The organism is Sporosarcina sp. 6E9, from assembly GCF_017921835.1.
Lineage (GTDB): Bacteria > Bacillota > Bacilli > Bacillales_A > Planococcaceae > Sporosarcina.
Window position 1 is genome coordinate 1091751 of record NZ_JAGEMN010000001.1, and the last position, 20151, is coordinate 1111901.

The 20151-nt window shown below is 36.3% G+C and carries 19 protein-coding genes; all 19 read right to left on the reverse strand.

What is annotated here, in order from left to right:
- Window positions 1–262: 262 nt before the first annotated feature.
- The 19 genes from J4G36_RS05685 to J4G36_RS05775 all read right to left on the reverse strand — a co-directional run bounded on the left by J4G36_RS05685 (window position 263) and on the right by J4G36_RS05775 (window position 20116).
- Entirely contained in the window at window positions 263–1288 is a 1026-nt protein-coding gene (locus J4G36_RS05685) for a peptidoglycan DD-metalloendopeptidase family protein (RefSeq protein WP_210469078.1), read from the reverse strand.
- A 54-nt stretch (window positions 1289–1342) separates the two neighbouring features.
- Window positions 1343–2080 (reverse strand): hypothetical protein, encoded by a 738-nt coding sequence (locus J4G36_RS05690; RefSeq protein WP_210469079.1) that lies wholly within the window; start codon window positions 2078–2080, stop codon window positions 1343–1345.
- A 55-nt stretch (window positions 2081–2135) separates the two neighbouring features.
- On the reverse strand, window positions 2136–4625 hold the full coding sequence (locus J4G36_RS05695; RefSeq protein ID WP_368668725.1) for a CD3337/EF1877 family mobilome membrane protein: 2490 nt from the start codon (window positions 4623–4625) through the stop codon (window positions 2136–2138).
- A 95-nt stretch (window positions 4626–4720) separates the two neighbouring features.
- Window positions 4721–5266, reverse strand: coding sequence for a hypothetical protein (locus J4G36_RS05700; RefSeq protein WP_210469081.1), 546 nt, complete (start codon window positions 5264–5266; stop codon window positions 4721–4723).
- Between the two features lie 32 nt (window positions 5267–5298).
- A complete protein-coding gene (locus J4G36_RS05705) occupies window positions 5299–7884 on the reverse strand; it encodes an ATP-binding protein (protein WP_210469082.1) in 2586 nt (861 codons plus the stop codon).
- Between the two features lie 115 nt (window positions 7885–7999).
- Window positions 8000–8689, reverse strand: a complete 690-nt coding sequence (locus tag J4G36_RS05710) for a TcpE family conjugal transfer membrane protein (protein ID WP_368668762.1) — start codon at window positions 8687–8689, stop codon at window positions 8000–8002.
- A gap of 109 nt (window positions 8690–8798) precedes the next feature.
- Entirely contained in the window at window positions 8799–9020 is a 222-nt protein-coding gene (locus tag J4G36_RS05715; protein ID WP_099670960.1) for a hypothetical protein, read from the reverse strand.
- Window positions 9021–9103: 83 nt separating this feature from the next.
- Entirely contained in the window at window positions 9104–10252 is a 1149-nt protein-coding gene (locus J4G36_RS05720) for a conjugal transfer protein (protein WP_210469084.1), read from the reverse strand.
- A 49-nt stretch (window positions 10253–10301) separates the two neighbouring features.
- Entirely contained in the window at window positions 10302–10523 is a 222-nt protein-coding gene (locus J4G36_RS05725) for a hypothetical protein (RefSeq protein ID WP_210469085.1), read from the reverse strand.
- 60 nt (window positions 10524–10583) lie between these two features.
- Complete coding sequence (locus J4G36_RS05730) at window positions 10584–11279, reverse strand: hypothetical protein (RefSeq protein WP_210469086.1); 696 nt, start codon at window positions 11277–11279, stop codon at window positions 10584–10586.
- Window positions 11280–11297: 18 nt separating this feature from the next.
- Entirely contained in the window at window positions 11298–11741 is a 444-nt protein-coding gene (locus tag J4G36_RS05735; RefSeq protein ID WP_210469087.1) for a DUF5348 domain-containing protein, read from the reverse strand.
- Between the two features lie 15 nt (window positions 11742–11756).
- Entirely contained in the window at window positions 11757–12131 is a 375-nt protein-coding gene (locus J4G36_RS05740) for a hypothetical protein (protein ID WP_210469088.1), read from the reverse strand.
- Between the two features lie 18 nt (window positions 12132–12149).
- Window positions 12150–12518 (reverse strand): hypothetical protein, encoded by a 369-nt coding sequence (locus J4G36_RS05745; RefSeq protein ID WP_210469089.1) that lies wholly within the window; start codon window positions 12516–12518, stop codon window positions 12150–12152.
- A 1-nt stretch (window position 12519) separates the two neighbouring features.
- Window positions 12520–13581, reverse strand: a complete 1062-nt coding sequence (locus J4G36_RS05750; protein ID WP_210469090.1) for a ParM/StbA family protein — start codon at window positions 13579–13581, stop codon at window positions 12520–12522.
- Window positions 13582–13600: 19 nt separating this feature from the next.
- Entirely contained in the window at window positions 13601–14053 is a 453-nt protein-coding gene (locus J4G36_RS05755) for a metal-dependent hydrolase (protein WP_210469091.1), read from the reverse strand.
- 509 nt (window positions 14054–14562) lie between these two features.
- Window positions 14563–15333, reverse strand: a complete 771-nt coding sequence (locus J4G36_RS05760; RefSeq protein WP_210469092.1) for a hypothetical protein — start codon at window positions 15331–15333, stop codon at window positions 14563–14565.
- A gap of 985 nt (window positions 15334–16318) precedes the next feature.
- The gene (locus J4G36_RS05765; RefSeq protein WP_210469093.1) at window positions 16319–16966 is read right to left on the reverse strand and encodes a MarR family transcriptional regulator; all 648 of its coding nucleotides are present in this window, start codon (window positions 16964–16966) and stop codon (window positions 16319–16321) included.
- Between the two features lie 7 nt (window positions 16967–16973).
- Window positions 16974–19190, reverse strand: coding sequence for an SF1B family DNA helicase RecD2 (gene recD2 / locus J4G36_RS05770; RefSeq protein WP_210469094.1), 2217 nt, complete (start codon window positions 19188–19190; stop codon window positions 16974–16976).
- Window positions 19187–20116, reverse strand: a complete 930-nt coding sequence (locus tag J4G36_RS05775) for a transcription termination/antitermination NusG family protein (RefSeq protein WP_210469095.1) — start codon at window positions 20114–20116, stop codon at window positions 19187–19189. Before J4G36_RS05775 ends, recD2 begins: the two co-directional genes overlap by 4 nt.
- Window positions 20117–20151: the final 35 nt, after the last annotated feature.

Sequence of the window (20151 nt, forward strand, 5' to 3'; positions counted from 1 at the left end):
TTGGGGACGTTAATTCACCAGTCAATCCCTTGATGTATCTGTAATCTTAAAACCCAACGTCGGACGTTAATCAACCTTTTCCAACACGAATATCCCAACGTCAGACGTTAGGAAATAGAAACCTTATACCAACAATGTTTACGGAGTATTTTCACGTCTGACGTTCATTTTCTTTGACGTCCGACGTTGGTAATCGGAAAACACTGTTCTATCAACGTTTACACCCGACATTAACGTCGGACAAATCATTTCCGTATATTTATTACTCACTAACAGTCGTATATTCCGTTAAATACGGCATCGGATCTTCTTTTCCACCGGCGCGAATTATTTCAAAATGTAGATGATTTCCGGTTGATGTTCCAGTTGAACCACATGTACCGAGCACATCCCCTTGAGAAACCACATCGTTTATTTTTACTTTCGTGGAATTTAAATGGGCATACAAAGTGGTGACTTCGCCATGATTGACAATTACATGTAGTCCGTACCCATTTGACCAACCAGTTCCAGAAGCAAAAATAACATTGCCACTTTGAGCTGAAAGGATAGGATCGTCATTTGCACAGGCAAGGTCTACACCAGTATGCAGTCTTACATCGCCATGGACGGGATGTACACGATAACCAAACGGACTCGTAACATGTAATTCATTTAATACAGGCAACATCCACTCGCCTATGACATTAACTTCACAATTCATCGTTAAACCGCCGAATTGAGCGACCAGTTTGGTTACAGTCGGAACCCAGTGTTTATTTAAACCAGTTGGATCATTGTCTGCTCCAATTGGCGCATACACACTGCCTAAATCAGCTATCGTTGTTAATCCATCTTTGATAATTCGATTGTGTAGCGTATTCCCCATTGCACTTAAACCATCTTCAATTGTTGCAAATGAATATAAATACTTACTTCCTGTTGCAGGGTCCATCAAACCGCCGGGATTGTTTTTTAAAATAACCGCCGCCGATGTTCCGAATCCTGTTTCATGAAATGCGACCGCTGACATCAATACCGGATCTATGCCATACTCTTCTGCAACATCGATAAACACTTGCCCTTTACCTGTAAATTTACCAGCATCATTAAATTGCGAGAAGAATACAGTTTCACTAATTTCACCATCCGCACGACATATTGCACCACCGCCAAAGTTCATCTGTTCATCGTCTTCTTCTGTAAAAATTACAAATATCCCAAAGAAAAGAAGAAGGGCGAGGAGTGAAAATATTAATAGTAAAACCGGGCTGGCTATAACCGGTACAATCCACAACAACTTTTTCATAATCATTCAACGAACTACTTGCTCTTAAAAGAGGTTTTGTTCGTTCCCTCCTCTTTATCTTTTGTCATCGTAATTTAAGTAATACTCAACAATTTGGAATTCGCTGCCTTCATCTTTTTCAAACATCAAACTGTAAACATCCGTATCTTTTCTGGTTTTACCATCACGATTTATCACCTTACTAATAACTACGGCATCCCATGAAATAGCAATTAATGTCGGGGCAACAGGTTCTTTAATCTCCACTGAAAGAACTTTTCTTGAAACAATACCTTTGACATCTTTTAATCCCGTAATCTTTTCTTCTTCGTTATCCATAAGGTAGCTGATATAACTTTGATCCAACAGTCCCTCAACGGACTCTAAATGTTTAACAGGGGATGCTTTATCAAATTCATGAAACTTTAAAGCAAATTCATTTGCAATTTCCATTGTTTTCTCCAAATCCTTATTGCTGAACATATCGCTTTGAGTCGGAGTTTTTGAAACTTCTTCAGGTACTTTCAAATAGTTTTTTTCGGCCTTCTCTTCTACAACATCAATATCTCCACTTCCTTCTACCTTGGAATCAGCTCCCACATTTACTACTAATTTTTCTTTTTTGCTCTCTTCTTTTGGAGTATATTGCCATATGTTTTCTTCCGCATTTCCATTAGGTGTTTCTTTCGAATTATCATCTTCATTGTTCTTTTTTCCTTTATCGACAAAACCGATAATAAAACCCAACAATAAAAGCGTGACGGCTAACCCCATCACGCCATAAGAAACTATTCTTTTTGTTTTCTCACTCACAAGAAATCTCAACCCCTTTTTCTAGTTATTATGTTCGTTTAACAAAAGCCTTTTACTACTGTATAAACTTGTCAAACGATTTTAGATTATTTCCTTCCAAAATTGCTTTTCTTTCTTTTTCCAATTCGATTGCTCTTCTTTCATTTTCAATGTTGCTAGCAAACGTGTCAGCGAAACCGTTTTTCCATTCTCCTTTCTCAGCTTGTTCAACTACTAGATCAAAATGTCTGTTCATTTCACCTGGACTGACATTGTTTAAACCACGCTGGTTTAATGTATCTAGGGCTTGATTAATCATCTCAGGTGGCACCCCTTTATTCGCAAGCTCATTTGTCACCATTGATTTATTCAAATGAAGTTCATATTCCACTTCACCGTATACATCTTGCTTCTCCTTCTGTAATTGAATAGATTTTCTTTCATCCGAAATTCCTTTTGCAAATGTTGTAGCGTAATCATCATTCAAGTCGCCTTGCTCCATCAATTTGTCGTGTTGAGTATGCAATTCTTTCGGACTTACATCGTGCAATCCTTGTTGATCTAATGCAGTCATCGTTTCATCAACCATTTCTGATGGGATTCCTTTGTCAGACAGAATCGCTTTTGTTTGTTCACGTTTTTGTTCTCTTCCAGCAAACAATAAATTCTTTTCTTTTTCGATTACATTGCTTCTTCGGTCATCTGAAATACCTTTAGCAAATATTTGAGCAAAGTTATCATTCAAATCACCTTTACTACTAATTTTCTCGAATTGCTCATTCAGTTCTTCATCACTTAAATTAGTTACACCTTCTTTTTCGAGTGCTTCCATCGTCTCCACCTTCATTTCAGGAGTTAGATTTTTGTCATCAAAAAAGCTGTCTAACCTACCTTTATCAGTAACAGATAGCTTTGCGGCTTGTTGTGATTTTGTCATCTTACTCAAGTGGGCAAGATGTTGGGCTTTCATTGCAGAGCCAGCAACGTCACTAATGCCACCTTCTCCTGTTGCGACCTTACCAACGGACCCGCCAATTGCAGCACCTGTCAAAGCACCAGCAGGACCTCCTACTACAGCACCCGCAGCAGCACCACCAACCGTAGCAACATTTTGTACACCTTTTTTGAATGGTGCTGTAAACGTCCCTGAACTTTCTCTTAGGTCACGAATTGCATTTGATCCGGACGAGAATATATCTTTGATTCTGTTCCGTAGGATGAAAATTGTTCCGAATAATAATAGATTGAACGTTGCTGCACCCACGTAACTATAAAACGGATTAGAGCCCCCACTTATTGACTTAAAATCTCCAGCGTAAATAATATCCGAAATTACAAATACAATTAACGCTATGAATGAAACAAATATCTTCAAAGCTAATGGAATACCCAACTCAATGAAATATCTTTTTAAGACATTAAATTGTCCCGGAATTGCACCAATCAGTAAGGCAAATGGTGCTAGAGCCGCAATGACCATAAACCAGAACTGGAATAGAATTAAACAAAGCGACAATAAATATATGGGAAGTGACACAAGCCCATTAATAACCATGTAGAAAAAAGAGAAAGCCAGTCGACTATTCACCGCAGAGTATTTCATCATGTTGTTTCCTTTACCGCTATTTGATGCTTCCTCTTCTATCACCTTGGTTAGTCTATCTTCTCCAACAGGTTCTTTTAATATATGTTTAACTCGTTTTACACCTTCATCTCTGTCCCCACCCCCAAGTGTTTCCACGTCGTGTGTGCCGTATTGCATATATAAGTAAGGTCTATCTACAAACATTCCCCAAATACTATCCTTCATTTTCGTTCTTGGATCATCTACAACTAAATCAGAATCACCGCTTTGACTTGGAAGACTAACAACAAATCCACTTAATTCTGTTGTTATTTTATTAGCACCTGTTAAAAGTGTCGTGTAATTAGCAAACATTAGAATTGCTATTGTCATTGCAATAATTGTTTGGAATACCGAAGAAAAGGAATCAAAAAAAGCACGTTTTACTATAAAAACGTACAAAGCATACATACCAGTAATAATCGCTATTAATTTTACGAGGTTTCCAAAAAGGCCGTTTCCTATACTAAATTTACCTCCTGAAATACCAGTGAGATTAGACATTAGTTTTTCAAGTTCCATTATAATCTTTCCAGTAAAATCAGCAGTATAAGCTAAGTCATACATAACCAACATGGTATAGGATAAAAATATATTAATATCAAAGACAATATTGTTGACCAAATTGACCATTTCGCTCAATTTGTTTCCAACATTTTCTTTAACATCAGCCCATCCAAATAATTTATCGTATGTGTCCGCCCAAAACTTCTCTCCATCATCGTAAGACTCTACATCTTTATCCGAAACTGCATCTAAATGATAATAGGATTTCCCTCCCTCTTTAAACTCACCGTATTGGTCTGTAATTATATCCATAATATCGGTCATTTTTTTCGTTTCTTCGCCATCGTCTGCAAATCCCAAATGAGATAGACCCATACCGAAGAACAGAAATATCATCATAAATAAAAGAAATATTCTTTTGTAATTTGAATTCATATGATTTTAGGCAATAAAAAATAACCCTTTGCACATAGCAAGGGTTACTCAGAGCCTATTACCTCCTTCCGTATTAAACTTTTAAAATCGAATCCTTAATCATCGTCATCTTCTACAGGTAATTCGTGTAGTACCGTACCAGTTTCTGCATTAGAATCATTGATTTCATCTGGTCTTTTTCCGTAATATGATTTTACTTTCCACTCTTTCTCTTTACCCTTCTCTAGGATTATCCAACTATTTATTAACTTACCTTTATCATCAGGAGAGACATATCTATAATAGACTTCATCGCTATCATCACTATAAAAGTTGTCATATCTTCTAAGTTCATACTTCCCATCGAGTTTTTCAAAGCCATTCGGGTATTCATGATTATCTAACAGGTAATCTCTTTTCTCTTTTAACTCTTCAATACCTTTTGACGACAAATATTTAAGAATCTCAGGATAATTTTGTTCTATCTTTACCACCATAAAGTCATGGGCTACCGCATCTGTTTCTTTAAAAACTTCTTCATATTTCTTTGCATTGTCATTTTCTTTTTCGTTTACTGTTTCACTTACATTGAAATTACAGCCTGCAATTAGAAAGGCCATACCAAACACAACTGCTAGGCTTAAAATACGTTTTTTATTCAACGTTACACTCCCTTTCGTTGTTTTGTATATTATCATATTACTCTATCTTTTTCACGCTCCCTTTCCTCCTCTGATGACGTGGAAGAATCAAAGGCATCTAATAATTCAACGAACACTGGATTAATTTTAACGACTGCAGAACGACCGTAAATATCTTGGAATAACGCTTCGCCTCGATCCAATGCTTTTAACGTTTCAATATTTGCATTCGTCTGTGGAAGATTCAGGTAATCTAACATTTCTTCAGCTTCACTCGTTTTTCGCAAACCGAAACTAAATTTCATCCCCATATTTGCAACATCATTCCCATGGTCAGAGGCATTTTGTGAGCCCTTTATCAGTGTCGTATTATAGAAACGGCCCATTCGCACGGTGAAGTCCATTAATTCAGCCCCAATTGGGCTTCGTTCAATTGCACTTGCTTCGTCTTGGAGAATGAACTTATGTGTGCCCCTATCACCCTTAAACATATACTGTTTTGTCCATGCAGTGATTGAAATCATAATTGCTTCTGATATCTTGTGAATATTTCTTGCGTTCTTCTCACTGGACGAGGGTAAGTTAAGGTTCTGAATCATGAGTACCTGAATCGGTTTGTCCTGTTCCAGCACTTTAAAGTTTTGGCCCACTTCCCCGAACAGCAACATGGATAGTTGATTACGTTTCAATGTCTCTAGCGTACCTCTCAACCGCTCCAATGCTTCATGGCGACTATTCGACATGCTTTCTGGCCGACGATCATACAGCTCGTTTAAATAGGTCAGAACTCTACCAATACACGGGTCATTTTCATTTGCCACTTCTTCAACTGCTTCGCTCAAAATGTTGTACGCATCTTCATTCAAATTAATGTTGGCCAGATACGAAAGTATATCCATCGTAATATCTTTGGCTTCTTCGATGCTTGTACTTGTTCTAAATGGGTCAAGTGAACCGGCATCTTCTGGATCAGAACCAAGTGTCCAAACTTCTATGAATTCTTTCGGAATAAACGGAAGTCCCTTATCCCATCCTGTTCTATCTCCTTTAGGGTCTATGATTAACCCTTTGGAGCCGGTAAGTGTCGCAAGATAAATAAACAGATTCATGAAGAAGGATTTTCCTCGTCCCGTCATTCCTGCAACTAGAACTGAAATTGAATCTACTACGTTACCAAGCCCATCAAATGCTTTGGCTGCTAAATCAGGCTGGATAAAGACCGGCTTAGAAAACTGCGAAGTATGACCGATATAAAACCCTCGATTATCTCCAATGTTTGTTGTAGCACCGAACATCATTCCAGCTAACACACCAGGGGCAACCTCCATCTTATAATCATCGTGATACTTTTTCGAACCTGGAATAGCTTCCAATAAGAAATGAACTTGCTCACCATAAGGGGCGACAATTTTTAAGCCGTACTTTGATAATTCATTTCGCAGCAATCCAACTCTTGTCTTTAATTGTTCTTCGGTTTCAGCAGTTACCTTAAAGACGAACGAAACAGCAAACCCAGGAAATCCTGTTTGTTTAAAATAGTTTTCCATTTGAATCGTCCCACTTTGTGAAATATCGACACTCATATCTAGATCTTGACCACCCTTTTGTGCTTCATTACGTTGGTCTCTGAATTCCAGTTTTGCATTACTTAATTTCTTTTTAATTATTTCATTTGGTTGATTTTCCGCACGAATCGAAACGGTTAACGGGAAAGGCATACGCAATTGAATCCTGTAGAGCCATTCACTGCCGGGATGATGTTGAACATCATCCATATATTCAATCGTTAAGTATTGGCAGTAGAGACTTTCAATTTCGTTGGCATCAGTAATTCGATTCAACATCAATGTTTTCGGGCCAAGTTCTTTGATATTCGTATTTTGTACATCAAAGAATTCCTTTTTATTATTGCGAATCGCTTTATGTTTATTTCCTTGCATATCAATCCCTTCAACAGCTTTACCAATTTCATAAGAATTACGAAGCTGAACGTCTGTATTGTTATTTCTCGTGCTGAAACTTTTCTCAATTATATATACTAATTCTTCCGTCGTTACTTTGTGAATCCGTGAACCGAATGAATTCGATATTGCTGATTCGATTGAAACTGATTGGCTTTGAAAAGCTTTGATTTGGCTTTCTAAAATGTCATCGGGGTACAATCCTACCGCTTGATATAATGGTGAACTGAAGCCTTCAATAAACTTTTTAACAGATGTTAGGGCACCTATACCAGCGTTACCTGAAGCATATTTATTTTTCTCAGGATCTAACTGAATACCAATGTAGTGATGATACTCACTGGACTCATTCAATTCGCGTTCGTTTTCTAAAGCCCTTTTGACTTGTTCTATATACTGAATTCCATTTTCTCTTAACGGATAATCTTTCATATTCATTTCATCAATTGTAGCGTTCAAAATACCTGTAATATTCGTTGGATTAGGAACCACTAAATAATGCAAATCAAGACCGATGTTTGTTAGAAATGACATCTGTTGTTGAAATGGAATTATTTTTTCATCATCTTCTAAGAAATCATAATTGAATCCCTCTATTTTATAATAAGCCCATACTGTCCCGTCATGTGCAAATACTAGATTGTTTTCTATATGCTTAACAGGAAACTCAATTTTCAATGTGTACCACTTCCTTCATAATTTATTGGAACAATAGATGCTCCGAATTAGTAGGGGTTTGTCAGCCCTTCGGCTCCGTTGCTACTTCTGGATCTAAGGGTTCAAAGGGCTAGTGTTAATGACCGAATATCAGAGTGATGCCTAGTAAAAATGTGAAAAGAACAGCAACACTAATTACCACAAGAGGGGTTCGATTTGTTCGTGCTTTAGTTTTTTTGGGATTCGTTTCTCTTTGCAATTGTTCCGTTTCTATTTCCAGCAGTTTTTCATCATCCACTTGCTTAACCACCTCGGTTTCATTACTTTTATAACCGACTTGTTTTTCACTAGCTACTTCCCCCCTATTTGAAATTCGATTTATATAGTCAATGGCATTCTTTCGTTTTTCTTCAACCTCTGTTGCAATAGATATGTCCTCACCCACCGGATGAACATATTCATTAAAGGTAAAGTAATTATGAAATTGGTAATCCTTTTCTTTCTCCACTTCTCTACCTCTATAAATCGTGCTATCTTTTATTTTTCTTGCTTGATATAAAATAAAAGAACGGAAGAAGTGTACGGGTGATCTACCTTCCGTTCCAACATCTGCAAGCAACCATGCAAGCCCTATTGGAATAAGTATTAATATCCCAACAGGTATCCAATTAATTAACCTTCCAATTCCCGGCGTTAAATAAATAGTTGCCTCCACTATCGTTATCACAAAGAAATACATAACCGCTTTTAAACGAATTGGCCTACCTAGTTCTAACCCGAATATTTGATAGAGCTGACGTTCAAAACGAATGAAGTTATTAAGCACATACAACGGAATCTTATTTATGTCTTTTCACCTCCAAGCTGAAATTTTCCAAATGAATAACAAGAGGGGCTACATATGTACAAGCCCCCCTGCATTAAAGTCTTCAAATTTAGTTACCTAAATTCAATTTCTCAGCTATAAACTCGGATATGTTAATTAAAATATCTGGTTGTACAATAAAGATTCCAATGAACGCAAGACCGATAACAACACCAATCATTGCAATCCATGCTCTCTTAAACGCAGTCACAATCAATGCAACAAAAAGAACGATGAATAATGCCCATTTGATTTCTTGTGAGAACCAAGTAAATAATCCTTCCAAACTCATACAATTCACCTCCCTAAAATAAAAAAATACAGACACAACTGTCTGTACCTACATACCGCTATTCATTTTCCATCATCGCTGTATTATTCCTGATTATCTTTCTCGCCTTCCATATCCATTTCTTTTTCTACATTTGCTATTTCCTTGTCCTTTAACTCATCAATGTATTGTTTATTGTTGACGAATAAAACGGTGTAACGCATTTCCCTTTCAGCCAATACAAGGATGTAAGTAGATGTAAATTCAATTCCTGTTTTTGGTTCGGCCAACACGACGTCCGTTTTTACAATTTTTTCGTTCGCTTTCTTACCTTCGAATATTTCGGTGTTCTTTAAACCAACAAAACTCATTGTTTGATTTAGACCATTTTGATGTTGAGGGTCGTCAATGATATAAGTCAACTTATCTCTTGAGTCGTTTGCGTATGCTTCAAAAAATGTTTCCATGAAAGCACGAACGTTTTGAGTACTTCCATCCTTAATGGGTTTCAATCCTTCCGTTTCAGATTCAATACTTTCATCTATTTTTTGTTCATCCAAATACGTAAAGCTCGGCAGTTCATAAACCGCGAAACGCCTTTTTTCATCATCATAAAAAATTGGAACAGATATATATTTCACTGTTTCAATCTTTTCTGGAATAACTTTTCCCGACTTTTTATCATCCTCCTTTTTTTCTTGTCCAGCAGCAAAGTTTTCGAAATGGATTTTAACTTGAAAGGTGATTCGTGCTCGATTATCAGCCATATCTTCAACTTCTTTTAAAATTATATCTTCCCTTGCAATCGTAGATTTCCACTGTTTATCGGCTATTACAGCTTGAGCATTTATCTCTTTCGGTAAATAATAACTTAGTTTTTCTACTCGTTGTTCTCGATCCTCGTCACCTATATTCCATGTGAAGTATTCCGAAACAAAGTCTTTGGAAAACTCTACTCCCTCAGCCGCTAAAGCTTTATTCACTTGTAGACTCTCTGTTTTATCGCTAGCATTTGAATTCCCACTGGATGAAAATATATTTACGAAAACAATTAATAGCATAAACAAAAAAAGCATCCAGAAAGTAAATGCACCAAGCTTTTTAGCTCGATATCCCTTCGGTCTGCTTTTCTTTTCAAGTTTTCGCATATCTTTTTTTCGTTTTTCATTTTCAGATGACTTTTTTAATACATCCATTGACTTTTTTACAATTCCATCTCTTTTATCGGTAGATTTCCCTAACTTTTTCCTCAAGTTTTGTTAACCTCCTTCTTTCTTTTTTGTTCAGATTTTGCACTGTTCATCACATTCTTTTTGAACTTCCCACCATAATAAAAATAGCAACAATTAAAAGTAGTGTAGTGATTGTGCCATATTTAACGAGGGATGATTCATAAAGAGTGCCGATGTGCATTTTCAATTCTTCCCACAACGGGACTAGGGTTGGAAACTGTTCTAATAATAGACTTCCCACAACTGCAATCAAGAATATCATTAGGATTACTCCGATAATGGTTTTAAACACGAATTCACCTCCCTTCAAAAAAAAACGATGAAACCAACCTTCTATTAATGGATAGACAGCTTATCTTCTAGGAGAACTTGATCTATTTAGACTCTTTGCTACTAAGGAGGCAAAAAACACCATACTTATGAAACGACCAAATCGGTTCATTTTATTTATTAGCCTTTCTCTATTGATCAAACGTTTTTTTCGTTTGGCAGAACCTGGCTGGCTATATCTAGGGTGTTCCTTTTCAAATAAATAGATAGCGTCCTCTTCTGTTCTCGCTCGTCCTTTTTTCATATACTCAATCATTTTTCCTAACTTCGCTTTTGAATGATACATAGGAATTAGAGTAGATTTAGTCATCAACGCATCATCAACCGTTTTAATATTTTCTTGAATCGCCACTTTATTTTGCTCAAAGAAAAGTGATGTTTCATTTGCTCCTACTCTGTATTTGTTATATTTCCTAACAATAAAGTTATAGGGAAAAATAAACAGAACAATTACCCCAGTGTAAATTGCTGTATAGAACAGAAAAACAGGTGTGTAGATGAAAATAAAAAGATCAACACCATTACGAATATAATTTACAAGCACCATGAAAATCGGCACCCAGACGAAAAGATGCATTATCGTTTTACTGATTGCTGCTTTACTTACTGTCTTTTCGTCCACTGAACATTTATAAGCTGATTCTAATTCTTCTAATTCATTTTCTAACATCTCTTTTAGTAACACAGTTCTATAGGTTTCTTCTAAATTAAGTAGCATGAAAACCCTCCTTCCTATTTAAATTGATAACGGTGATACCCTGTAACGCGCTTTCAATCCTTCCAACATCGCCTCAGGCATATCAACACAGTAATAATCCGTTGCATGGTGTTCAATCCTGCTAAGAACATAATAACCTCCATCCTTCATTTCTAGATCTTCACGCCAAATATCAATCAATCCGCCACTTGTTAACTCAAAACCGTTTAATTCATACCGGCCTCGTTCATTTTTACGCAAATATCCTTCAAGTTGAATTTCCTTACTCAAATCAACAATTGATGTATATGCTTCTTCAAGTGCTAATTTAGCTTTATACAGCGTGAAATACCTTTGCACATCTTCCGAATTAATATCGAAAATATTGATGTTATCCATCAGTTCATCCATTTCCTTCAAAAGCCGTTTTATTGTACTACCTGCTTTGCGGTAACTTTCTACGGTATCTTCTACTAACTTCATTTAAAAATTCCCCTCCTATTTATTCGCAATCGTTAAGATGAACTCCCTAAATTCAATAACTGAGTGGAACCCTAATGCCTCTCTAATTTTCTTTTTTGTTACACCTTCTTCAAGCAGCATTCGTATTTCTTGAGTTGTAATCTCTTGTTTCTTTTCCAGTATCGCTTCAATATTCGTATCTGTATGCCATAGCTCATCACCTACGCTCCGCATTCTTTTATAGTTGGGACAGCCACCACAAATTGTTTCGACAAGTGCCTTGATTTGTGAGCTATCCCCCGTCATTACTAAACTTCTATATTCACAGGAGTCACACACTCTTAGCGTTTCAGATACTTTTAAAAACTTTTTCTTTTTTCTTTCACGCAATTCCCCTTTTGTCCTACCCATTTCAACACCTCCCTTTAATTAATCAAAATTAACACCAAAAGACGATAGCATCGCACTCGCGCTATCGTCAATCGCCTGTTCATTCATTTTATTGTCGTCAAGTTTGTATACTTCTTCATTATTAATTGCTACAGCATTCCCTATCTTCACTAGCAACTCTTGGTGTTGCAATTCTTGATTTTCTTTTAATGACTTTATTTCAGCCAAAAGATCTTGGATTCCTTGCTCCGTTTTCTTTCCTTCCGACATCGTACGAAAGGCGAACCTCAGCATCTGCCGAATTGTTTCACTTCGTTTATTATCCGGGACTTGTTGAAGTAATTTATAAATTTCTTTATCCTCTTCTTGCAAACGAAAGCTATATCGCTTCTCCCAATTAACACTCATATCAAATCACTGAATTTCGACGCTCTAATTGATCAAATACTGATTTTCCTAATCTTAAATAACCGATTGTGTTTGCAAACTGACTTTCAGTAATCTTAACCAATCGATTATCAAAGTGAGGCTGGATGAATGGTTCAAAGAGTTCTCCGCCACCACCGGCCAAGAATATCGCGTCAAATAGATCAGATTCTTCAGCCCATACATTTTTTAATCGGTCAACAATATTAGTGGCTATGGATTTCTTACTCGACTGAATGATATTACTAAAATCAATTTTATTTCCTTTGTACGTCAATTGTTCGTCTTTTAATATTCGGGAAATGTAATGCTCACTTAAATCAGCACCACCTGTTTTTGTTTTATAGGCTTGACGGATATCCCTGTATAGATTGTTTACACCGTCATCCACAGTTCCAGATAACTTTGCTTTAGGAACAAATGAACCGTTCCGTTGAATCTCAACTACAACAAAGTCCGTTGTCCTAAATCCGATATCAACCAATCCGATAAGCATTCCTTGATTCATTAGATGAGGATAGGTATATTTTCCATCATGATTAATCAATGCTGAAAAGATAGCTGACGCACCTTGTGGAAACACTAAGGCACGTTCAATATTTACTTGTTTAGCTCCATCTTTTAGTGGACCTGATTTCCATTCAATTAGGGATTGGACCCCCGTAATAGACGTTTGAAAATCCTTTGCCTGTGCTTGGTAGAAATCCAATGGAAGTCCCGTTGACAAATTCACCGAACCCCCTCTTCCGTCGGTGACAAGTTGAATAGCCGTATTAAGTAGAATGTGTGTGTACATATGATTAAAGCGTTCACGTTCAAAGATACGAGATAAAGAACGTGATTCATTTGCTAGTTCTCCCACAAAATAATCTTCACCTTTGATTGATACATGTATATTCGCTAAGTCATTTGGCGTATCTCCGAGGATATTTGTAATTCCCCTGTCGTATCCTTTCCCAACCAACGAAGGAAATATTATTCTCTTTCCTGATGATGAAATCGCTTTGACGTATCCATAACCTAAATCCACTGCAACGTTTTCCAATTTTTGACCTCCTATAAGTTCAAATTACTTTTTTAAGTACAACCCAACCTATTGCTATAACAAGCAACAGTCTCGTGATTCTGTCTATCCACATAAAACTGAATGATGGAATTGCAATCCCGACAGATTTAGCTGACGGATAGAAGAGTTTCACTTTTCCGGTTAACATGTCTCCTGCAATATGGGCAAGTATCCCTGCACTTACTGACAAAGCCACCCATAATTCTGTAAATGGGTATATAAAAATCCCTGCTAATAACGTAAATAGCAGGGAGTGTGTAAAAGTCCGATGACCAAATATAGAATTAAGTGGTATAGCTATAACGAAGAACAACTTTCCAAACTTAGACTTCGGTTCATCGAGATCCGGTAGCACACCTGCAATTCCTCCTACCACCGCTCCTTGCCAATCACCCCCTGTAACTGTAAATCCGGCTACCATTCCTGTTAAAGCGTGTGTGGACCATTCCATGAATCAACCTCGATTCTAAATTATCGTTTACTTCCTTCATTTTTTCATATCCCATTTTTTATCCCCTTTCTTCCAATTAATGATTTTGTTCCTCTTAAAAACAACCAAAACATTTTGATTGCTTTTGATAGGTACAAAAGTGGTTACGCTTTACATATAAAACCTTCAGATATATTGTCGAAAAAGTAGTTCAATACACATAAAAGACGGCTTGAGGTGAATTGAAGATGGAAAACATGTAATTTTTCCGCACAAAAAAACACTGAAAATAATTCAGCGTTTTTTCAACCATTATTTTATATTTTTTCTTCACAATTGCACCTGTTTGTACAACATTTGCTTTTTTTGTTACTGTTTTCTTCATCTAAAAAATAGCTTGATTGCGATATAGTTACAATCGCTTATTAAACAAACGCGCCTTTTAATCTAAGGAAGCCAAACGTAAAACATACAAGAATTATTTATTGAAACTTTTTCGCATGAAAATACCCAATCGAATAACACTTTTATTATAATTCTGTAAATATTAGTTTTGCATCATCTGAAGAAGAACCATAGTCAGTATTATCGTAAGAAATTGAAATAATTTCACCTTCTTTTAAACTGACAGCTACATCATCATTAGTAGCAGTATACATTTGATCTCTGCTCTGACCATTTTCATCGTTATATATTGTAATGTTCCATCCTAAGTTCTCAAATTCAGGATTTAATTTAGCATTTGTTGAAAGTTTATAATCTCCAGGCATGATATCTCTTCCAACTACAAACTCACCTATGCCTAATTCATTAGAAGGTTCAACCTTTTCAGGTACTGCATTAAATTTAACTTTAGAGATATCGCTAAATTCAAGAGTGTCGCCTTCAAAAAGTATCATTCGTATTTTTGAAGGATAGTCTCCACCTTTTGCTTCTCCAACCCAATTTATGAATAGTGAAGAAACAGAAGAACGTTCACCAAATATATTTCCAGAACCTCCTGTAATTTCTAAATCATAAATACCAGGTTTAACTTCTTCGTCTTCGCCAATTACTATATCGCCTGTAACATAAAGCTCTTCTGTTTGGGTAGACAGTGTTGCAAGTTGATTCAAAATATCCAAAGGTGCTAATTCCTCTTCGGGTTTATCCTTTGTAGTGTTTTCAACTTTGTGTACTTTGTTTTTAGTATCTTCTGTAGATCCGCTCGAGTCATTTCCACAAGCTGATAATAAGATAAAAGACGAGAGAAACAATCCTATAATTATATTTCTTTTGTTAGTGATTTTGATAGAATTCATAATCCTACTCCTTTAACTTTCGCTAAATTATTTTATTAAAACATCTAATATAATATGGGTTAACCAGTTTTATTAAAACTGATATTTAAAGAAGGGCAAGCCATAACAACTATAAAACAAATAAACTTTCAAATCATAGTTAAAGTTAAACCGTTACTGTCACCTAATCTTATACCTATAGCAAAACCACTTCCATTTAAGTTTCGCTCTTTTTCAAGATATTTATCAACCTCCAACCATAATTTATTAAACATAGACCTATTTTACTACATTCGCACATTTTATTATACAATAACTAGTCTGATTATACAATATTCACATAATTTATTATAAAATATCTAGCCTGATTGTTGAACTTCAAGAACTTTTTTAATACTCAATATCATTCTAGCAAAGTATTCTAAATTTGATGTAATTGAATCGTTACTTCAACTTTTATACCACTCAACTGAACGGTTTTGATTCACATAAATATTCACTATAATAAATTTGGATCATGGCGTTGAATGCGTTAAAACATGGGCTGAATAATTGAAGAGCTAAAAGAGCAGACATCGTAATCTCTCACTTTTTTTCAGCCCAGATTTTAATATTTCCAAAACTACTGCAAAATAATAGGGTTTGCAATCTTTTATAAAAAACATACTGACATATCATACGCTTTAAATTACAACTACTTTCCTCCGAACTTTTCGCTCAAGATACAGGTGAAAATTCTAGTATGGCAGTTGTATATATAAGAGTGAGATAGAGAGCCTTCCTGAAATCCCCCAAAAACCCTTTCACAACAACGTTTACACAGACTTTTACGTGTAGAGATTTATCTACACATGTGTCGATATTTTTCGACACCCCTTTTTCATATTATTCCCTTCAATATGCGTATAGAAGGTGTAGATTTTTTTCGACACCCTCTAAAAGAAGTGTTGAAACTCTATATAAATCAACAATAATAGGTGTCGTATTTTCTCGACACCTCGCTAACTCATTTCAGTTTTTTGAATTCCAAATAACTTTTCCTGCTATACAACCTTCCGAACTCTTCTCCATTTTTTATCCATAACTTCCAGGAAAGCAATGCCTTCTTTCTTTCCAGTTTATCAAATTCGATAACCAATTTTGATAATGTAGCATTTATTCTATTCCGATCTCCGGCATAAATAATTTCGGGATTCATAAATAATGGTCTTCGAGTAACGCTTCTTTTATGTTCCTTAATCTCTTGTGAATCTACAAGTTCAAATAATATTCCTTTTACTAAAAGACTTTGGATTGTTGCACTAATTCCTGTTCGATCACGTTTTAAATACTTTGCAATTTCTGAGACTGTCATAAATTGCCCCGTTTCTCTATCAGTAATGCCATTTGAATGCAGCTGGACCAACGGCATCAATGAAAAAAGAAAACCTAACTCTGCGTTTGTCAGGAATTCTTTCCTGATAAGCACATCGAGGTTTTCTTGAATTGTTTGAACAAATAATGCCTTGTTTTTATTTTTCAACTTGTAAAGAGCGTAACCTTGCCCATTCGCCTTCTGTTCTTCTATTGCGACAGCAGCTACATCAACTAACTTCTCACCATCACGAAGTCTAGCATGCTTCTCTGCTGCTTCTAAAGCGTTCTGCATGTCCATTTCTATATCACCCCCTCTCACCGCTTGCATTGCCCGTACTGAATCGGTTGTTATATTCGGTATACGAGGTGATACGATTTGATAAGCAGCTGTTTCTATCTGTCAGTTTATTATTTCTTATAGCAATCTCCATCGCTTTTTCTGTACCTATCAAAACGAGTCTTTCTTTTGCCCTAGTCATGCCTGTATACATTAAATTCCGAGCCAACATAACGTAGTGGCTTGTCGTAGCAGGGATGATGACAATAGGTGCTTCACCGCCTTGCGATTTGTGAATTGTGATTGCGTAACCCAATTCTAATTCTTTGGTTTCGCTTTTTTCGTATGATACTTTTATTCCCATGAAATCACATGTCATTTTCTCAACGGTCTCACTATTTTCATTTACTTCTTTTGAAATATTAGTAATCACACCAATATCGCCATTAAAAACGCCTTTAGATTGATTATTTTTAATTTGAATAACTTTATCACCCAGTCGGAATAGGTTTTTACCTATCTTCCATTCATTTTTGGTTGAGTCAGCAGGGTTTAATGCATCTCTCAACTGATCATTCAATACAATTGTTCCAGCAGGTCCCTTTTTCATGGGACTTAATATCAAGATGTCAGATATGGAATAACCTAATTCTTGAAAGCGTAAAGCACTTTTAACGATCAATGCTGCAATTCGTTTTGGATCTTCTTGATGAATAAAATAAAAATCACCTTTATCGCTATCGATAAGAAGTGATTTACCTTGATTAACCCTATGGGCATTACTTATGATTTGGCTTTCTTGTGCTTGTCTAAATACTTCTGTAAGAGCCACTGTTGGTAATCCCGATTGAATCATGTCGCTAAGAACATTACCCGGATTAACCGATGGCAATTGATCCGTGTCACCTACAAAGAGAATTTTCGTATCATTTTCAAGTGCGTCCATTAGTAAACTGGCTAACTGAACATCCACCATCGACAATTCATCAACGACTAACAAATCACAAGGAAGTTTATCTTCCCAATTGTAGGTAGGTATTTCACCTTGCTGATACCCAATGAGCCTATGGATTGTAGATGCGTTATGTCCAGCTACTTCTGACAATTGTCTACTCGCCTTTCCTGTCGGGGCCGCTAAGCATATAACCAATTCTGGATGCAACTCTTTATACACGTCAATCATGGCACGTATAACGGTTGTCTTACCTGTTCCAGGACCACCAGTGAGTATTAACATCTGTTCTTCAAATAACCGCCTAATCGCATCACGTTGCTTCTCAGCTAGGATGATTCCCTGCTTCTTTTGATAGTTGGTTATATGTTTTTCTAACGAAGGCAATGCTACGCCATCCCGTGAACCCCTCATTTCTGAAAGTTTCCGAGCTAACCTATCTTCATATGTGAATAAAAACTTTGGGTAAACGCAATTATTTTCAATAACGATATGTTTCTCTTCTAAACGGTATATACTTTGCGCTAATTCATCCATCGAAACTTTGTTCTCTTCAATCGTATTATGGTTTAATGCACGTGCAGCTTCTGCAAGCAGACTTTCCTCCATCACATAACAATGGCCTGAACTAAAGCATGTTTCCTTCAAGACATAGTTCACACATGCATCTATGCGATATCCTGATATTGGTGATATACCCATCTTCTGAGCAATTTCGTCTGCCTTTAAGAATCCTATCAGGTTTAATTCTGTTAGCTTGTATGGATTTTCTGTAACAATTGCTACCGTATTAGACTCATACTCTTTATACAAGCGCATCGCCATACGAGCAGATATTCCGAACACAAGTAATTCCGAAATGATTTTCTGTACCTCAAACGTAGACCTGACGCTTTCTACAATGTTACTAGCGCGTTTCTTTCCGATTCCTTTAATCCCTTGTAAACTGGCCTCGCCCTGTTCGCTGATTATCATCAGAGTGTCTTCCCCCAACTTTTCAGCAATTACCACTGACTGTTTCGGCCCACATCCCTTTATAAGGGGCGATGCTAGAAATGCAATCACTTGATCTTTTGTTTGCGGAATCGGCCTTTCCCAAAACTCTACAACAAACTGTTTCCCAAAATGCGTGTGATTTTCCCATGTCCCACGAACTTTAATTTCTTCACCTTTATTTACCCCGTAAATGCTCCCTTTAATTGTGAGTTCTTCAGTATCTGTTTGCAACTTAGCAATCAGAAAATCCTCACTTCTATAAAGAACCTTTACAATTTTTCCAATGAATTCATTCATTCCAAACTCACCATCTTATCGTCTCTATACAATATGGATCTAAAGCGTTTAAGAAATGCAAAAGAACTTTGGGCTGGGATAAGATTTTGTATTTCAATATCATTATAAAGAACCAAGAATAAATCAATAGGCATCACTACTGTTTGACGTTTACGACGAATAAACGCTTTACATCGTTCTACGTTTCTCATAATTGGGTTGGAGGAATCAATGTCATTTTTCATTTCATTTACAGAATCAACAACTTTAGTTGCAATAATATCAATTTTTTCGAGTAAAACTTTTTCTTCAACAGTACCAACTACTTTATTCGCTTCATGCAGGATTTCGTTTCTTGCTTCAACAAACTCTTCACTTGATAGAATTTCTTCAAATTGCATTTCCACTTCTGGTGTAATATCTACTTGTTGGAAGAAAACATCGACTTCTTCTTGTGGAACATTGTACTTACTTGGAATTCCAGTTACATTGGGCACGGATTTTACTAAATGCCACAAATTATCTGGGAAATAATAAAAATCTACATTTAACTCTATTAAAATATATCCGCTAATTACGCTACTTATTTTCTTCGTATTCATTCGAACTTCTCTTAATTCCTTAGATAGCTCTCGGATATTGTCTTTATACGTATCAAGTAAGACAAGAGAGTTGGCATCTTTGTATTCTTTCAGCTTGTCGCAAGCGATGCGAAGGTTATTTAAACCTGCTTGAATTCTCTTCACATACAAGTGTTCAGAAATATCATTTGTATTTAACTCGGAAAGATCTACAGCAGTACTGTCTTCACGAATAATTTCTGTGAATGTTTCCATTGCATAGATAGCTTTAACCATTGAATCGCCTGCTCTATTCAAAACAGTATTCAACATCTCTTTTACTTCAATTTCCGCTCCGCTACGAACTTGAATTACAAAGTAAGCCATTTCTACCTATCTCCCTTCTAATGATCCTCTAATTA